Annotated in this window: 13 protein-coding genes; 8 read left to right on the forward strand and 5 right to left on the reverse strand. The window is 60.8% G+C overall.

The window, feature by feature from the left end; all coding sequences use genetic code 11:
* Positions 1 to 140: 140 nt before the first annotated feature.
* Together ABCS64_RS11245 and ABCS64_RS11250 are read left to right on the forward strand one after the other, a co-directional pair.
* A complete protein-coding gene (locus ABCS64_RS11245; RefSeq protein ID WP_418892216.1) occupies positions 141 to 1,646 on the forward strand; it encodes a YifB family Mg chelatase-like AAA ATPase in 1,506 nt (501 codons plus the stop codon).
* 23 nt (positions 1,647 to 1,669) lie between these two features.
* Entirely contained in the window at positions 1,670 to 2,878 is a 1,209-nt protein-coding gene (locus ABCS64_RS11250; RefSeq protein WP_418891989.1) for a multidrug effflux MFS transporter, read from the forward strand.
* Positions 2,879 to 3,425: 547 nt separating this feature from the next.
* Here the strand turns inward: ABCS64_RS11250 and ABCS64_RS11255 are convergent.
* On the reverse strand, positions 3,426 to 3,719 hold the full coding sequence (locus ABCS64_RS11255; RefSeq protein ID WP_418891990.1) for a sll1863 family stress response protein: 294 nt from the start codon (positions 3,717 to 3,719) through the stop codon (positions 3,426 to 3,428).
* A gap of 352 nt (positions 3,720 to 4,071) precedes the next feature.
* Between ABCS64_RS11255 and rpoH the strand changes: the two genes are divergently transcribed.
* The 3 genes from rpoH to ABCS64_RS11270 all read left to right on the forward strand — a co-directional run bounded on the left by rpoH (position 4,072) and on the right by ABCS64_RS11270 (position 7,876).
* The gene (rpoH, locus tag ABCS64_RS11260) at positions 4,072 to 4,923 is read left to right on the forward strand and encodes an RNA polymerase sigma factor RpoH (RefSeq protein WP_418891991.1); all 852 of its coding nucleotides are present in this window, start codon (positions 4,072 to 4,074) and stop codon (positions 4,921 to 4,923) included.
* 1,023 nt (positions 4,924 to 5,946) lie between these two features.
* Entirely contained in the window at positions 5,947 to 7,284 is a 1,338-nt protein-coding gene (gene gdhA / locus ABCS64_RS11265) for an NADP-specific glutamate dehydrogenase (RefSeq protein ID WP_418891992.1), read from the forward strand.
* A gap of 37 nt (positions 7,285 to 7,321) precedes the next feature.
* The gene (locus tag ABCS64_RS11270; RefSeq protein ID WP_418891993.1) at positions 7,322 to 7,876 is read left to right on the forward strand and encodes a hypothetical protein; all 555 of its coding nucleotides are present in this window, start codon (positions 7,322 to 7,324) and stop codon (positions 7,874 to 7,876) included.
* Here ABCS64_RS11270 and ABCS64_RS11275 read toward each other — a convergent pair.
* A complete protein-coding gene (locus tag ABCS64_RS11275; RefSeq protein WP_418891994.1) occupies positions 7,836 to 8,486 on the reverse strand; it encodes a 5-formyltetrahydrofolate cyclo-ligase in 651 nt (216 codons plus the stop codon). The genes ABCS64_RS11270 and ABCS64_RS11275 overlap by 41 nt on opposite strands.
* 199 nt (positions 8,487 to 8,685) lie before the next feature.
* Between ABCS64_RS11275 and ABCS64_RS11280 the strand changes: the two genes are divergently transcribed.
* From ABCS64_RS11280 to ABCS64_RS11290, 3 genes are all read left to right on the forward strand, one after another.
* The gene (locus tag ABCS64_RS11280) at positions 8,686 to 10,620 is read left to right on the forward strand and encodes a lytic transglycosylase domain-containing protein (protein ID WP_418891995.1); all 1,935 of its coding nucleotides are present in this window, start codon (positions 8,686 to 8,688) and stop codon (positions 10,618 to 10,620) included.
* Positions 10,621 to 10,748: 128 nt separating this feature from the next.
* Positions 10,749 to 11,981, forward strand: coding sequence for a multifunctional CCA addition/repair protein (locus tag ABCS64_RS11285; RefSeq protein ID WP_418891996.1), 1,233 nt, complete (start codon positions 10,749 to 10,751; stop codon positions 11,979 to 11,981).
* A gap of 11 nt (positions 11,982 to 11,992) precedes the next feature.
* The gene (locus tag ABCS64_RS11290; protein WP_418891997.1) at positions 11,993 to 13,039 is read left to right on the forward strand and encodes a YeiH family protein; all 1,047 of its coding nucleotides are present in this window, start codon (positions 11,993 to 11,995) and stop codon (positions 13,037 to 13,039) included.
* A gap of 779 nt (positions 13,040 to 13,818) precedes the next feature.
* On the opposite strand, the gene cobC is transcribed toward ABCS64_RS11290, so the two are convergent.
* The 3 genes from cobC to cobT are packed head-to-tail and all read right to left on the reverse strand — an operon-like array spanning position 13,819 to position 16,135.
* Positions 13,819 to 14,337, reverse strand: coding sequence for an alpha-ribazole phosphatase family protein (gene cobC, locus ABCS64_RS11295; protein ID WP_418891998.1), 519 nt, complete (start codon positions 14,335 to 14,337; stop codon positions 13,819 to 13,821).
* Positions 14,322 to 15,071, reverse strand: coding sequence for an adenosylcobinamide-GDP ribazoletransferase (locus ABCS64_RS11300; protein WP_418891999.1), 750 nt, complete (start codon positions 15,069 to 15,071; stop codon positions 14,322 to 14,324). Before ABCS64_RS11300 ends, cobC begins: the two co-directional genes overlap by 16 nt.
* Before the next feature lie 17 nt (positions 15,072 to 15,088).
* Positions 15,089 to 16,135 (reverse strand): nicotinate-nucleotide--dimethylbenzimidazole phosphoribosyltransferase, encoded by a 1,047-nt coding sequence (gene cobT, locus ABCS64_RS11305; protein ID WP_418892217.1) that lies wholly within the window; start codon positions 16,133 to 16,135, stop codon positions 15,089 to 15,091.
* Between the last annotated feature and the right edge of the window lie 53 nt (positions 16,136 to 16,188).

Raw genomic sequence — 16,188 nt, forward strand, 5'->3', positions numbered from 1 at the left:
TTCCTCCGCGATTCTTTCCTCTTTCTGCCCACTTCCCTCCCACTTTTCCGGCCAGATTGTTTAGACTGCGTCCCTTGGCCGAAACCTCTGCCCAACCGCATCCGCCGTCCCTTCTGTCTCCTGCAAAACAACGCCCGTCCATGTCGCTCGCCATCGTCCATAGCCGCAGCCTCGACGGCATCCACGCGCCGTCAGTCGCCGTCGAAGCGCATCTAGCCGGCGGGCTGCCGAGTGTGACGCTGGTGGGTCTGCCCGACACCGAGGTTCGGGAAGCGCGTGACCGCGTGCGCGCGGCCTTGCAGAATTCCGGCTTTGAATTCCCCGCCAGACGCATCACCATCAATCTGGCGCCCGCCGATCTGCCCAAGGAATCGGGGCGCTTCGACCTGCCCATCGCCCTCGGCATCCTCGCCGCGTCCGGGCAGATTCCGGATACAGCGCTGAATGATTATGAATTTGCCGGCGAGCTCTCGCTCTCCGGCATGTTGCGTCCCATCCGCGGCGCGCTGGCGATGGCGTTGGCCGCTGGTCACACCGGCCGCAGCTTTATCCTGCCGGCGGCCAGCGCGACTGAAGCCGCACTGGTGCACGATGCGCCCGTATTCGGCGCCCATAGCCTGCTGGAGGTCTGCCAGCATTTGCGCGGCGAGACCGCATTGACCGCCTGCCCGGCAGAGGCCGAACACGCACCGGCCTTATCGACGAATGATCTGGCCGATTTAGCCGACGTGCGCGGTCAGACACAAGCCCGGCGCGTACTGGAGATCGCCGCCGCCGGCGCACATTCCCTGCTGCTGGTCGGCCCGCCGGGCACGGGCAAATCGATGCTGGCCACTCGCCTGCCCGGCCTGCTGCCACCGATGACACGGCAGGCGGCGCTCGAATCGGCCGCCATGCTCTCGCTCAACGGGCAGTTCCATGCCGAACGCTTCGCCTGGCCGCCCTACCGCGCGCCGCATCACACGGCTTCTTCGGCGGCGCTGGTCGGCGGCGGTACGGTGCCGCGCCCGGGCGAAATTTCACTGGCGCATCACGGCGTGCTGTTTCTGGACGAACTGCCGGAATTCGATCGCCGCGTGCTCGAAGCGCTGCGTGAGCCGCTGGAAAACGGCCGCATTCACATTGCGCGCGCTGGTCGGCAAGCCGAATTTCCCGCCCAATTCCAGCTGATCGCGGCAATGAACCCTTGTCCCTGCGGGCATTTGGGCAGCACAAGCGGTCAATGCCGGTGCACGCCCGACCAAATTGCGCGTTATCGCGGAAAACTCTCCGGCCCGCTGCTCGACCGCATCGACCTGCACATCGAAGTGCCCGCCCTGCCGCCGGAAGCGCTGCAAGGCCCGGCCGACGGCGAGTCTTCCGCCACCGTGCGCGGGCGCGTCTGCGCGGCACGCGAACGGCAGCTGGCAAGGCAGGGGCAGGCCAACGCCCGGTTGGGAAACCAGGAAATCGAACGTTACTGCCAGTCCGATCCGGCCGGCGCCGACCTGCTCCGGCAGGCGATGCAGCGACTGGGACTGTCGGCGCGCGCCTATCACCGCATCCTCAAGGTGGCGCGCACCATCGCCGATCTGGCTGGCAGCGACAGCATTCGCGCCGCGCATGTGGCCGAGGCCGTCCAGTATCGCCGCCTCGCCCGCGAATAGCAGGAAAACGGCAGGATACATTGATGCAGAATTGCCGTTCCGCGCACGACATCGGCGGTATTGCCCTGCTGCTGGCAGCGTTGTCGACGATCGGCCCGTTTGCGATGGACACCTACCTGCCTTCGCTGCACAGCATCGGCGAATCGCTGCACGCCACGCCGCTGGAAGTCCAGCAAACATTGACGGCGTATCTGTTCATGTTTTCTCTGATGTCGCTCTGGCACGGCGCGATTTCCGATGCGCTAGGGCGCCGCCGCGTTATCCTCGTTTCGCTTTCCATCTTCATGCTTGCCTGCGCCGCCAGCATATTTGCCACGCGCATCGAACATCTGTGGCTGCTGCGCGCCATTCAGGGCATGTCTGCCGGCGCCGGCGTCATCCTCAGCCGCGCCATTGTGCGCGATCTGTTCAACGGTCCGGCGGCGCAGCGCATGATGTCGCACATGACCATGATGTTCGCCATCGCGCCAGCTGCCGCGCCGGTCATTGGCGGCCACCTGCAAACCGCTTTCGGCTGGCGCTCGGTCTTCGCCTTCATGATGCTGCTGGCCGCCGCGCTGATCTTCGCCTGCTGGCGCCACCTGCCGGAAACGTTGCCCGTTGAACAGCGGCAGAGCCTGCGCCCCGGCTATCTGCTGCGCGCCTACTGGCGCATCATGACCTCGCCCGTATTCCTGGCCGCCAGTCTGGGGCTGGGCTGCATTTTTTCCGGCTTTTTCGTCTACATCATGTCGGCGCCGGAATTTCTGGTGCGCCATCTTGGCATTCCGGCCACCGCCTTTCTTTGGCTGTTCGGTCCGGCCATGGCTGGCATGCTGAGCGGGGCGTGGCTTTCCGGCAAGGCCGCCGGACGGATCTCGCTCCGACGCACCATCGCGTATGGCTATCTGCTGGTCGGACTGGCCGCGCTCATCAACCTTGGCATCAACTTCATCTGGCCGCCTTCGCTGCCGCTAAGCATCCTACCCATCCCTATCTATACACTGGGCATGGCGCTGATCATGCCCAGCCTGACCTTGCTGGCGCTCGACCATTTTCCACAGCAGCGCGGCACGGCGGCTTCATGCCAGAATTTCATCCAGTCGCTGGTCAGCAGCTTCATCGCCGGCGTCATTGCACCAATCGCCTGGCAATCGACGCTCGGCCTGGCCCTCGCCATGGGCGCCTGCGCCGGACTGGCCGCGCTGGCGACTGCCGGCTATTTCATCATGGCGCGCCATCACCCCGCATAACCCCGCTACTCTATATACCCCCATCTCCCCGCTGATCTTCGCCGGATTGATCCTGAACACCGGCTCGCACGGCGACCTTCAAGGCAAGAAAGTACTGCAACAAAGGCAAGCGTAATCGCTCCGACTCTGGCGCGCATAGGCTAGCGATGCCTGTGATTGCGCAGCGCCTACGAATGGCACGGAACGGAACGATACGCATCGAAAAGGCGGCTTCCCCAGATTTCGGGCGCCATATCGCCAAGACGTGTCGCTTTTTACACGGATTCGGCATACCCCGTGCGGGACGATCGCGCAGTCATTGCGCCAAGGTCACCACCGAATGCCTCGGCACGTACCGACCAACCGTAAAATTATCCTGCCCGACGGCGCCCATCAGACATGATGTCGATCCGGCAAACAGTTTTAAGGCGCAATGTTGCGGAATTTCTTGACGCCCTCGCGCAAGGCAGCGCGTCCTCAGATCACGTCCTCACGTAAATGAATAGTAGCGAAACGCTTTTTGCGCCTCGGACTTCGCATGGTCAGGCCATACCCCCGCGCTAGACGCCTAAAAGAAACGTTCCTGCGCCGAAGCCAAGGTTTGCGCAAGAATTTCCCACGCCGTATCCACGCTGGATTTCAGAATTTTCGCTTCATCGCCACTGTCATGGCAGGCCTGAAACTTTTCCAGGGCACAATGCAAAGCATTGCAGCGATGCCGCAACACATTGATATGGTGCGTGTATTCAGCGTAGGCGGCGGCATCAATTCGGTCTTCCCGAGTAATTAACCGTTCGATTTCAAGATTCGCCTCATTGAGCCGGACGTGCATCCCCCGCACGAACGCTTCTTTTGTGACCATATCTGTCTCCTTGCTTGCCTTCTTCGGCTTTTACCTATTTTCTTTATAGCTCATGACGAAAGAGGAATGTTGAAGCGTGCTGGAAAAGCAGCTTCGTACTCGTCGAAAACATCGCACAGCCCATTGATCTACAAGGTGAATTTCATAATTCTTCTTAGGGTTTCTCTATGCCTTCGGGGATTTCTGGCACCTGATTACATATTGCTACACGGAACTTTCATTTGATTTAGCACTCTCATGCGTAGAGTGCTAAACTTCATCGCGTCCTCAATGAACGTGCGCGCATTTAAATGTGCGCGACGCATTGCTTATGAAGCTGTAGTTATTGTTCTTCAAGGAGATAGCAAACTTTATGACACAAACTCTGGCGCTTCCGGTGATCGCTTCGACAGGCAGCATCGACGCCTACATTCAGTCGACCAAACAGTTCCCGATCCTGACGGAAGAGGAAGAATTCAGCTTGGCCACCCGTTTTCATGAGGAAAACGATCTGGAAGCGGCGCGTCAACTGGTGCTTTCTCACCTGCGGCTGGTAGTTTCGATCGCACGCGGCTATTTGGGCTATGGCTTGCCGCACGCCGACCTGATTCAGGAAGGCAATATCGGCCTGATGAAGGCAGTCAAGCGTTTCGACCCGCGGCAGGGCGTGCGGCTGGTATCGTTTGCCATTCACTGGATTAAGGCCGAGATTCACGAGTATGTGCTGCGTAACTGGCGTCTGGTCAAGGTTGCCACGACCAAGGCGCAACGCAAACTGTTTTTCAACCTGCGCAGTCTCAAATCGGGCAGCGAAGCCCTAAGCCCGGCGCAGATTGCCGACATTTCGCAACAATTGAACGTCAAACCGGAAGAAGTCGCTGAAATGGAAACGCGGCTGAGCGGCCGCGATTTGGCACTCGATGCCGGCAATGATGAAGACGACGCTGTCGCCCCCATCGCTTATCTTGAAGACAGCCGTCACGAGCCCATGCGCGTGCTCGAACGCCAGGCAGCTGATCACTTGCAGGGCGAAGGCTTGCAGGCGGCCCTGGGCATACTCGATGAACGTAGCCGGCGGATCGTCGAGGCGCGCTGGCTGGCGGACGACCCCGCGACCCTCCATGAACTGGCTGCTCAATTTGGCGTGTCGGCAGAGCGTATCCGCCAGATCGAAAGCAAGGCCATGCAGAAAATGCGTGAGCATCTGACGCCGCTGGCGGCCTAACATCAATCACCTTATTCTCCGCCCATCTTCCCGCCGGTTTGCCATGCATGGCAGGGCCGGCATTTCACCCAGACGCTCATTTAACTACGCCGGATGACTACCTCCGGCGAGTTATTTTTTACGTTCTCCGGCGACACAAATATCCGCCAATTTTGTAACGGCTCTCCACATCCCTGGCGTACAGATCGTCAAATCACCCGCATCGGTATCAGCCTCACCTCACCGGCGCATACAGCCCTGATGAGGCCAACGAAGACAAATTCGTCCATCGTTCTTACCACGGACAACAGGGCCTGACAGTCTCTGCGGATCATTGTCGATACGCGTATCCCAAAGAGGCACAACAATTTTGGAACAATGTATTGGGCCATTTGCGATGTATCGGGCCATTTGCGCCATCAACCGGATGCCTGCTCAGCCCGTCGGCACGGCCACCGCCAATACGCTCTCACGACGCACTCGTCGTCTTCTAGCGGTCAGATTTCGGCAGAATTTCCACCTTGCCAGTGTCTGCTGTGCGCGATCATGCGCGAAAGCACGCGGCGGCATACCAACGAAGGCGCAATTTGATTCGTGTTTGTCAGCACAATGTTCTATACAAACACCATCTAATTCAGGCATAATCCGTCGCCGTTGTGGCATAGCGCCATTCGACTTTAGACCATGCAGAATCCCGACGCAGAAACGGCAGGAATCGACACCGCAGAGCATTTTGGCGCGAACCCGTTCCAGGTTCGCGCCATCAGCGTCTTATCCACACGTTTTCCGTTCTTTTTGCTGTGCTTCCCCCAACGCCGGTCACACCGGATGCTGCCTATCCCTGCAATCGCAGTCTGCCGGCCCGACGCGTGGATCGAATGCATTCTGCCCGTCCCGCCGCCGCGGGATGCATAGCAAACGAGATCCCCGAGACTGCCGGCATGCTTCATACGTCATGGTCATCGCGCGTCAACGCGTACTGATTTTGTCGGCAACCCTCCCAGCCTCATCCATTTTTACAACCTCAGCCATAGGAGCATTGAAATGAGCGGTTTTGACACTTTATTCCAGAAAATCAAGCAGCGTGACCCGCATCAGACGGTCTTTCACCAAGCGGTCGAAGAAGTTTTCGGCAGCCTTGCCCCGTTTATCGCCAAGAACCCCAAGTACACCAAAGATAAATTGTTGGAGCGCCTCGTCGAACCGGAGCGTGTCATTTCCTTTCGCGTCGCCTGGACGGATGATCAGGGAGAGGTACAGGTCAATCGCGGCTACCGCATCCAGATGAACTCCGCCATCGGCCCTTACAAAGGCGGCCTGCGCTTCCACCCGACCGTCAATCTCGATGTGCTCAAATTCCTGGCCTTCGAGCAAACGTTCAAGAACGCGCTGACCACACTGCCGATGGGCGGCGGCAAGGGCGGTTCCGACTTCGACCCCAAAGGCAAAAGCGACGCCGAAGTGATGCGCTTCTGCCAGGCGTTCATGACTGAGCTGTACCGCCATATCGGCGCCGATCTCGACGTGCCGGCCGGGGACATTGGCGTCGGCGCTCGTGAAGTCGGCTATCTATATGGCCAATACAAGCGCATCGCCAACGAATTCACCTCCGTGCTCACCGGCAAGGGCTTGACCTACGGCGGCAGCCTGGTTCGCACGCAGGCAACGGGTTACGGCGTCGTCTACTTTACCGAAAGCATGCTGAAAACCCGCAACGATTCGATCGCCAACAAAAAGGTCCTCGTCTCCGGCTCCGGTAACGTGGCGCAATATGCGGCGGGAAAAGCGCTTCAGAAAGGCGCGAAAGTCCTGACGGTATCCGACTCCAACGGCTTCGTTCTCTTTGGCGACCAAGGCATGAGCGAAGCGCAGTTTGCCGCGCTGCTGGAGCTGAAGAACGAACGCCGCGAGCGCCTCTCCGTCTATGCCAAGGAACAGGGCATCCAATACTTCGACGGGAAAAAGCCCTGGGGCATCCCCTGCGACATTGCCCTGCCCTGCGCGACGCAGAATGAGCTCGACGAAGAGGACGCCAAAACCCTGCTCGCCAACGGCTGCACCTGCGTGGCGGAAGGCGCGAATATGCCTTCGACCATGGGCGCAATCAATGCCTTCATCGGCGCCAAGATTCTGTACGCGCCGGGCAAGGCCAGCAATGCGGGCGGCGTGGCGACATCCGGCCTTGAAATGAGCCAGAACGCCATGCGTCTGTCCTGGGCGAGCGAGGAAGTCGACAAGCGCCTGTTCGAGATCATGGGCAATATTCACGAGAACTGTGTGAGCAACGGCGCCGATAACGGCTACATCAACTACGTCAATGGCGCCAACATCACCGGCTTCAAAAAAGTCGCCGATGCCATGCTGGCGCAGGGTGTGGTCTGACCCGCCGTTCAAGCATCCAGCGCCAACGCCCCGCGCCATGCGCCGGGGCGTTTTTACATGGCGGTTTAACTTTACGAAGCAACCGCTATTTTTCTGGTTTATGTTTTTTGATGCCCTGAACCCCACGTATTTAAAGGGCTTCAGGGTATTTTATGTTTTCTTAACTGTTCTTTCGGAATTCAGAGGAAACGCCGCAAGCTTAGCTACATCCACTACGTCAATGGCGCCAACATCACCGGCTTCAAAAAAGTCGCCGACGCCATGCTGGCGCAGGGTGTGGTCTGACCTGCCGTTCAAGCATCCAGCGCCAACGCCCCGCGCCATGCGCCGGGGCGTTTTTACATGGCGGTTTAACTTTACAAGGCAACCGCTATTTTTCTGGTTTATGTTTTTTGATGCCCTGAACCCCGCGTATTTAAAGGGCTTCCGGGCATTTTATGTTTTCTGTCTTATTTTTACGGAATTCAGAGGAAACGCCGCAAGCTTAAATAGCGGCGCAACTTTGCTCAAAGACAAGGCGCAGCCAACGCCGTATTTTTACAGGGAAACCGCTATTTCAGAGGGGGCGGCCAATGCACGCCGACTTCCGTAACCACGGCGTCGAGCGGCACGTCGTGCGCCTGCGGGTAAGTCGTCTCAACGCGCGCCAGCGCGTAGCCCACGCCGATCGCCAGCGGCCGCTCCGACGATTGCGCCAAAGCGGCCAGCGTGCGGTCGAAAAAACCGCCGCCGTAGCCGATCCGGTAGCCTTGCGCATCAAAGGCATTGACGGGAATCAGCAAAGCCTCCGGCACGGCGGCTTCCCCGCAAACCGGCGTAGGAATGCCGTAACGATCCGTAGTCATGACGCTTTGCGGCGTCCAGGCGCGAAAAGAGAGCGGCCGTGCCGGCGCCTCCGCAATCGGCAGCAGCGCCATGAACCCGGGCACTCCCGCGGTCGACCAAGCCGCCATCAGCGGCCGCAAATCCGGCTCGTTGCGGATCGGCCAGCAAAAGGCCACGCGCTGTGCGGCCAGGCGCGGAAAAGCCGCCTGCACATGGCGGCAAATCGCTTCGGAATACTGCGCACACTGCGCCTGCGACAAGGCCTCGCGCGCAGCCAGCGCCTGTAAACGCAATTGCCGCCGCCGATCTTTTATCTTTGCCCCCGTGGCGCCGGAATCGATCCCGGGCGCACCCTGCGGCGTGAAGCACTCATCCATGTGGTATGCTCAAAACGCTGTGTTATCCGGAAACGGAAACGTACCAAACGTACCGAAGTCACCGTCTGGCGGCCCGGATCCCGTTCTCTGCGTAATGCGGCTGTTTCATCGCCTTGCCGTTTTTCCTGACGTTTGCCGAGGCGATTTAAACTTCACCCTCTCTTTGTCTTGCCTGATGCACTTGCCTGTCCAGCCTACCATGAAATCACTGCCTGCTCTCGTTTTTGCCTGTGTCTGCCTGTTTTCGCCTTTTTCCGCGATAGCCGACGTTGCCCCCGAAATCTTGCTGGCTGCACGCGATGCCGCCAAAGCGGGCGATCAGGATGCGCTTGAGCGCCTTGCGCCCGGATTTCAGGGGGACGAACTCTCCGTCTATCTCGACTACTGGCGCTTTCAGCCCGGGCTGAAAGACGTCGATCCGGCGCAAATACGCGACTTTCTGCAACGCAACAACGGCAGCTACATTGCCGACAAACTGCGTGGCGACTGGCTGCGCGCGATGGGCAAGGAAGCGCGATGGGAGGTGTTTGACGCCGACTATCCGGGCTTGCAACAAACGGACCAGGAAATCACCTGCTACGCGCTGCAACGGCGGCTGGCGCGGAGCGAGGTCGCGGCGCTCGATGAAGCGATGCCTTTGTGGCTCAAGCTCGTCGATACGCCGGATGCCTGCTATCCCGTACTAGAGGCGCTGATCATCAATAAGCGCGTGCAGATCGACGATGTCTGGGCGCGCATCCGCCGTCAGTTTGAAACCAACCGGCTGAGCGGCGCGCGCTACACCATGAACTATCTGCCCGAAAGCCAGATGCCGGACGCCAAAACGATGCAGGCATTTAACAAATCGCCCGTGAAGTGGCTCGTCAAGTTGCCTGCCAGCACACTCTCCGAGCGGAGATATCAGGAGCTGGCGGCGCTGGCCGTCGGCCGCATCGCGCGCACAGACCCGGCCGCGGCGGCAACGCAGATGGAACGCATCGAAGCGAAACTGCCCGCCGAAGCAAGAAGCTGGGCATGGGGGCAGATCGGCTGGAAAGCGGCGCAGCAGCATCTGCCGGAAGCCGTATTGTGGTTCCGCCAGACAGGCCAGGCTGCACTTTCCGACGAAGTGAGCCAGTGGAAAGCCCGCGCTGCCCTGCGTGCGCAGGACTGGGAAAGCGTGCGTACCGCGATCGAAGCGCTGCCGCCCGAACTGGCGGCGCAACCGACCTGGATCTACTGGCTTGGCCGCGCCTATACGGCGACGGGTAAGGCCGAAACCGCCCAAGGGCTGTACGCCATGATTTCCGGACAACCCAACTTCTACGGCAATCTGGCGGACGAAGCGCTCGGCCGCCGCATTGATATGCCGCCCAGGGCAACGCCGGTCACAAATGAAGAGATCGACCGGGTGGCCGGGATATCCGGCCTCCGCCGCGGGCTGGCGCTACTGCGCGCCGGTCTGCGCCTAGAAGGCGTGCGCGAATTCAACTGGGGCCTGCGCGGGCTGGACGATCGCGGCCTGCTGGCTGCCGCAGAACTGGCGCGGCGAACCCAGGTATTCGACCGGGCGATTGCCGCCGCCGACCGGACAAAAGGAGAACACGACTACGCGCTGCGCTACCTTGCGCCTTTCCTCGAACAGGTCCGCCCCGCCGCCCAGGAGCAGATGCTCGACGATGCCTGGGTATATGGACTGATGCGTCAGGAAAGCCGCTTCGTCACTGACGCGCGCTCTTCGGCCGGCGCCTCCGGACTGATGCAGTTGATGCCGGCGACAGCGCGTTGGGTGGCGAAAAAAATCGGGCTGACCGACTACAGCCCCGACATGGTGACCGATACCAACACCAACCTGCTGCTCGGCACCAGCTATATGCGCATGGTGCTTGAAGATCTCGACAATCATCCGGTGCTCGCTTCCGCCGCCTATAACGCCGGGCCGCGGCGGGCGCGCCGCTGGCGTGCCGCAGCTCCGCTGGAAGGCGCGATTTACGCCGAAACCATTCCCTTCAGCGAAACCCGCGACTACGTCAAAAAGGTCATGAGCAATACGGCGTATTACGCCTTGCTGTTTGGTCAGAGCGCGCAAACGCTGACGCAACGGCTGGGCACCGTCGGTCCGCGTACCGATCCGGTCAATCCCGACCTGCCCTAGGCACGCGGGCTCAGCCACCTATGTTCATTCACCCAACCCGCCCATCTCCCCGATCCGCGCCGGCGCACAGCGCGGCGGCACTGGCCCAAGCCGTATTCGCCGGATAGTCGCGAGCGTCGGGACGAATCATGCAAATCTATCTGGTTGGCGGTGCCGTCCGCGATGAACTGCTCGGCCTGCCGGTCAAAGACCGCGACTACGTCGTCGTCGGCGCAACGCCGGAAATCATGCGGGCGCAGGGCTACCAGCCGGTCGGCCGCGATTTTCCCGTTTTCCTGCATCCCCAAACGCACGAAGAATACGCGCTGGCGCGCACCGAGCGAAAAAGCGGGCGCGGTTACACGGGATTTGTCTTTCACACCTCGCCCGACGTTCGCCTGGAAGACGACCTGGCACGCCGCGACCTGACGATCAACGCCATTGCCAGAACGCTCGACGGCACGATTGACGGCGTACTGATCGACCCCTTCGGCGGCGTAGCGGATTTGCGCGCCCGTATCCTGCGTCATGTCAGTCCGGCGTTCGCCGAAGATCCGGTGCGCATCTTACGGCTGGCGCGTTTTGCCGCCCGTTTCGCCGACTTCACGATTGCGCCTGAAACCTTGGCGCTGGCGCGCCGCATGGTCGATGAAGGGGAGGTCGATCACCTCGTTCCCGAGCGCGTCTGGCAAGAGCTGGCGCGCGGCCTGATGGAAGCCAAGCCCTCGCGCATGATCTGCGTATTGCGTGAATGCGGGGCGCTGGCCAGACTGCTGCCCGAAGTCGACCGGCTATTCGGCGTGCCGCAGCGCGCCGACTATCACCCGGAAGTCGATACCGGCATCCACGTCGCCCTGGCGCTCGATTACGCGGCCGCCAGAGGCTACGCTTTGCCGGTGCGCTTTGCCGTCTTGCTGCATGACTTGGGCAAAGGAACAACGCCCGCAGCCGATCTGCCGCGCCATCCCGGACACGAAGGGCGCAGCGCCCGCCTTGCCGAAACGCTTTGCGCCCGCCTCAAGGCGCCGGCCGAGTCACGCGATCTGGCGCTGCTGGTCGCCCGCTACCACGGCGACATCCGGCGCGGCAGGCAGCTTCGTCCCGCCACGGTACTTAAACTGCTGCAAAGCTGCGATGCCTTGCGCCGCCCGCAGCGTTTTACGCAGATCCTGCAAGCCTGCGATTGCGATTTCCACGGCCGTCTCGGCTGGGAAGACAAAACGATTCCCGACGCGGATTACTTTCCGCGTGCGCTGGCCGCCGCCTTGTCCGTCGATGCGGCGGGCATCGCCCGTGCTTGCACCGACCCGCGCAAAATCCCCGAGCGGATTGCCGCTGCGCGCATACACGCCATCGCCGCGCTCGATCAGCCACCGAACTGACATCTGAAAACATGCGCACGCCGCCCCCATCTCTCCCGCCGCAACGCCCGCCTGCTGACGGTTTTCCCGGAAAGCGCGTCTGGCAGGGATTCGCCTTTCCGCTGGGACTGGGGCTGATCGCCTGGCAACTGGGCACATGGGTTCCGGTTCTCGGCGCGCCCGTCATCGGCATTCTGCTTGGCCTGCTTGTCGGGCAACTATTCGGCTTGCGCCCGGAATGGAAAAGCGGGCTGGCTTTTTGTTCCAGGAAAGTCCTGCAAAGCGCCATCGTCCTGCTCGGCGCAGGGATGTCGCTGGGTCAGGTTGCCCAGATCGGCAGCGACGGCCTGCCGGTGATGATCGGCACGCTGGCAATCGCGATTGGCGGCGGCGCCCTGCTCGGCCGCATGTTGCGCGTAGAACGTCAGATGCGCGTGCTCGTCACCTACGGCACGGCAATCTGCGGCGCCTCCGCCATTGCCACGATGAGCGCCGTTATCGGCGCATCGAGCTCGGCCATTGCCTTTTCGATTACCGTCATCGTCATCTATAACGTGCTCGGCGCACTGCTTTTTCCGCCGCTCGGCCACCTGCTTGGCTTGTCGCAGGAAGCCTTTGGCCTCTGGGCGGGCACGGCCGTCAATGACACCTCCTCGGTCGTTGCCGCCGCCACGGTCTACGGCGCAGCGGCGGCATCTTACGCTGTCGTCGTCAAACTGACGCGAACGCTGGCCATCATTCCGCTGGCCGTCTTCGAATCCTGGCGGCGATACCGTTCAGCGTCGGGTGCAGAGCAAGCGGCCCGACCCGTCTGGTACAAGCTGGCGCCGCCGTTCCTCGGCTTCTTCCTGTTGGCGGCGGCGCTCAATTCATTCGGCGCAATCCCGCCATCCTGGCAGGGGACGATCAAGCTGATGGCGCATTTCGGCACGACGGCGGCAATGGCCGCCGTTGGCATGACCAGTTCGTTCGCCGCCATCCGGCAAGCCGGCTGGCGCCCGATTGCCTTGGGCGGAATTTTATGGGTGTTGGTTGCGACAAGCAGCCTGCTGCTGGATATGATCCGCACCGCCTGGTGAAAAAGCGTCCAGACGTCCTATAGCGGATTGAATTAATTTTCGATACAAGGTGGCAAGCTGCAAACAGTACAAGGAGTACGGCAAGGCGCAGCAACGCCGTAGCAAAAGTTAAGTGAATTCGCGATAAACACAAAAAGCGCTGCCGGGCATTGCCGAACGCCTTCCCTAAAGGCGCCTCTGAACCCCGTGTGGATAGGGCATCTCCGGGCATATGCTCTGAAACCCGCGTAGATAAAGGACTTCCGGGCACCACCTCTGGAATGCCCTGTTGACGCGGGTTCCCGGGCACCCCTTTTGCAACACCGCCCAATAGCGGCGCGACTTTGCCAAAAGGCAAGGCGACAAGCCGCTGACAGTACACACAGAACGGCGAGGCCAGGCCAGCAACGCCGTATCTTGGCCAAGGAAGACGCGATCGACCCCGGAGATGCGCGTGGATAAAGGCTCACAAGGCAGCCCGCTCGCCCCCCTTTTAAAAGGGAGCAGCCCGTAAAGGGGTCAGCCCGAATGGCTGAGAGGTTTTATGTTTTTTGATGCCCTGAAGCCCTTGTGTTTAAAGGGCCTCCGGGCATTTTATGTTTTCTGCCCTATTTTTATGGATTTTAGAGGGGACTCCGCAAGCTTAAATAGCGACGCGACTTTGCCAAAAGGCAAGGCCAATACAGCAACGCCGTATCTTGGCAAAGGAAGACGCGATCGACCCCGGAGATGCCCGTGGATAAAGGCACTCCCGGCAGGTGTCAGGTAAATGCGATAAAACAGGCGCGGTGCGCGCGGTCTCAAACCGTAATCTCAACCAAACCGCCGAAGGAAAACTCCAGCTGCGACCACGCCTCGCTGGGCAGCTTTTGCCAGTAACCGCACAGCGTTTTCATCACGCCGGCGTGGGCAACGATGGCAACGCGCGGCAGCCTCAGTGTTTCGGCAAAGGCAATGACGCGGGCGCGCAGTTGGGCGACGGATTCCCCGCCGGGCGGCACGAAATGAAGCACGTCGGCAGCCCACATATCCAGCGCCGCCCGGTCAATATCTTCCCAGGGCTTGCCTTCCCAGGCACCGAAACTGATTTCGCTGAGGCGCGCATCGATGCATGGCGTCACGCCATAGGGCTTGCCGAGCGCTTCGGCCAGCACGCGGGCGCGCTTGAGCGGGCTGCAAAAAATCGGCGTGTCGCAAGGAATCTGCACACGTAATTGGCGGGCAACAGGCAGCGGATCTTCACACGCTACGTCAAGCTGGCCATAGCAAATGCCGGCGGCAAGCTGCGGACGTGTATGGCGGATCAGGAAAACCTGCACAACAGCCCCGCGTAAAAGGCCACCTCGGCAAACTGCTGTGTTGCCCCAAGGCAGTCACCGGTATAGCCGCCGATATTGCGCTTGAACAGGCGCGCCAGCCATAGCGTGGCCAGTAACGCCAGAACGGCGGCGGATGCCGCCTGTCGCCACGGCAGACAGAACAGCGGCGCGACGCCCGTCAGCACGACAAAAGCCAGTTCACCGATACTCAGGTGATTGCTGAAGGGTTTACCCTTGCCGTCGGTGCGCGCGTATTCCATAGAAACCATGATGCCCGTCGCACACAAACGGGAAAAGGCATGGCCGGCAATCAATGCAAAAGGCAGCCAGGCGGTTTCGATTTCAACCAACGTGACATAACGCGCCAGCAGCAGCATGGTCAGTGCGACCGCGCCAAAGCTGCCCAGCCGTGAATCGCGCATGATGTCGAGAATACGCTGCTTGTCCCAACCGCCGCCGAAGCCATCGGCCACATCGCTCCAGCCGTCCTCGTGCAGCGCGCCGGTCAGCCGGATGGTGGCGGCCATGGCGACAAGAACGGCCAGCGACTTCGGCCAGAATAGGGCGCACACCATGAACAACGCCGCGCAGATCGCACCGAGCAGCACGCCGGCGAGCGGAAAATAGACAATGGCCTTTTCCAGCGCAACGCTGCTATAGCCCAGCTGTCCGGGGATCGGCAAGCGCGTAAAAAAGCGAAGCGCGCCGATAAAGGTCTCAAATCGGGAACTCAAAGCCATCGATCGCGGAGTTATCGGATGTGTTTGCTGACGCCGGCAGAAGCGAAACTGGCCATTTCGTTCAGGAAAGCGACGGCAGCCCGGACAATCGGAAACGCCACCATGGCGCCCGTTCCCTCGCCCAGACGCATGCCGATGTCGAGCAGCGGATTACCGCCAAGAAAGCGAATCTGTGCGCGATGCCCCGCCTCGGCGGAACAATGCGAAAAAATGCAGTAATCGCCAATCGCCGGCGCGATGCGATGCGCCGCCAGCAGGGCCGAGGTGGCAATAAAACCGTCTGCGAGCAGCACCATACCGCGTTCCGCGCCCGCCAGCAGGGCGCCGGTCATCATGGCAATTTCAAAGCCGCCGAACTCGCTCAGAATCTCCGTCACATCGGCATCGGCCGGCAGCCCGGCACGCTGGATGGCCTGCTTCATCAATGCTTTCTTATGCGCCAGCGCGGTATCGTCGAGACCGGTACCGCGCCCGACGCAATCGTCGAGCGAAGCGCCGGTCAGCAGGTGGGTAATCAGCGATGCCGAGCCGGTATTGCCGATGCCTTTCTCCCCCACCCCCATAATATTGCAGCCCCGATCGGCCACCGCACGGGCAATTTCCGCCCCTTTGGCAATTGCCGCCAGGCATTGCGCCCGCGTCATGGCCGGTTCTTCCAGGTAATTGCGCGTGCCGGCCGGGTCGATTTTAGCGTCGATCAGCCCCTCGCGCGGACCGAAGTCATGCGCGACCCCCGCATCGATCGCCAGCATGGTCATTCCGTTGAGCCGCGAAAACACATTGGCCGCTGCGCCGCCTTTTAAGTAATTCTCCAGCATCTGCCAGCTCACATCCTGCGGATAGGCCGAAATACCGGCGTGCGCGGCACCGTGATCGCCGGCAAAAATCAGCATATGCGGATCGCGCAACTGCGGCGACAATGTGTGCTGGATGCAGCCGATCCGCACGGCAATTTCTTCGAGCCTACCCAGCGAACCGACGGGTTTGGTCTTGTTGTCGATCTTCTCTTGCAAGGCCTGCGCCAGCGAAAAATCAACCGGAGGGATGGAAAAATGCATCATGTCTTGTCTTGTTGTCTTGTCGATTAGCCAAGTGAACCGAGGTGTGGACG

The organism is Dentiradicibacter hellwigii, from assembly GCF_041770905.1.
In the GTDB taxonomy this organism is placed as follows: domain Bacteria; phylum Pseudomonadota; class Gammaproteobacteria; order Burkholderiales; family Rhodocyclaceae; genus Propionivibrio; species Propionivibrio hellwigii.

What these genes read in the sequence shown, in the direction of transcription:
- ABCS64_RS11275 (WP_418891994.1), bottom strand. Translation starts at nt 8,486, where the DNA reads ATGGATGAGTGCTTCACGCCGCAGGGTGCGCCCGGGATCGATTCCGGC.
- ABCS64_RS11290 (WP_418891997.1), top strand. Translation starts at nt 11,993, where the DNA reads ATGCGCACGCCGCCCCCATCTCTCCCGCCGCAACGCCCGCCTGCTGAC.
- rpoH (WP_418891991.1), top strand. Translation starts at nt 4,072, where the DNA reads ATGACACAAACTCTGGCGCTTCCGGTGATCGCTTCGACAGGCAGCATC.
- cobT (WP_418892217.1), bottom strand. Translation starts at nt 16,135, where the DNA reads ATGCATTTTTCCATCCCTCCGGTTGATTTTTCGCTGGCGCAGGCCTTG.
- ABCS64_RS11270 (WP_418891993.1), top strand. Translation starts at nt 7,322, where the DNA reads ATGCGCCGGGGCGTTTTTACATGGCGGTTTAACTTTACGAAGCAACCG.
- ABCS64_RS11250 (WP_418891989.1), top strand. Translation starts at nt 1,670, where the DNA reads ATGCAGAATTGCCGTTCCGCGCACGACATCGGCGGTATTGCCCTGCTG.
- ABCS64_RS11285 (WP_418891996.1), top strand. Translation starts at nt 10,749, where the DNA reads ATGCAAATCTATCTGGTTGGCGGTGCCGTCCGCGATGAACTGCTCGGC.
- ABCS64_RS11255 (WP_418891990.1), bottom strand. Translation starts at nt 3,719, where the DNA reads ATGGTCACAAAAGAAGCGTTCGTGCGGGGGATGCACGTCCGGCTCAAT.
- ABCS64_RS11280 (WP_418891995.1), top strand. Translation starts at nt 8,686, where the DNA reads ATGAAATCACTGCCTGCTCTCGTTTTTGCCTGTGTCTGCCTGTTTTCG.
- gdhA (WP_418891992.1), top strand. Translation starts at nt 5,947, where the DNA reads ATGAGCGGTTTTGACACTTTATTCCAGAAAATCAAGCAGCGTGACCCG.
- ABCS64_RS11245 (WP_418892216.1), top strand. Translation starts at nt 141, where the DNA reads ATGTCGCTCGCCATCGTCCATAGCCGCAGCCTCGACGGCATCCACGCG.